The following is a 361-nucleotide window of genomic DNA, read 5'->3' as shown; positions in this document are numbered from 1 at the left end:
CACATTTTTTAGCTGCTTCAGACAACGGAATCGTATCTGTCACAACTACTTGGTCAATTTCGGAAGAAGCAATTCGATTCACTGCTTCACCGGAGAATACTGCATGGCTGGCGTATGCCAATACACGATCTGCACCGCGCTCTTTCAGGGCTACAGCCGCTTTGCACAAGGTGTTTGCTGTATCGATCATATCATCTACGATCAGGCAAGTACGTCCTTGAATATCACCAATAATATTCATCACTTCAGCCACGTTGGCTTTAGGACGACGTTTGTCGATAATAGCCAAATCAGCATTTAAAGATTTAGCAACAGCACGTGCACGTACAACACCACCAATGTCAGGGCTGACAACAGTCAG

Annotated in this window: 1 protein-coding gene; it reads right to left on the bottom strand. The window is 45.4% G+C overall.

Features of this window, described 5'->3' with window-relative positions:
• Positions 1–361: ribose-phosphate diphosphokinase (prs, locus tag ACTHSP_RS22870; protein WP_440347113.1), on the bottom strand; the 361-nt coding region annotated here is incomplete at both ends.

Source organism: Neisseria sp. P0001.S005 (assembly GCF_051963715.1).
The sequence above is the reverse complement of the archived record's forward strand: the minus strand, read 5'-3'. Positions and strand labels throughout refer to the sequence as shown.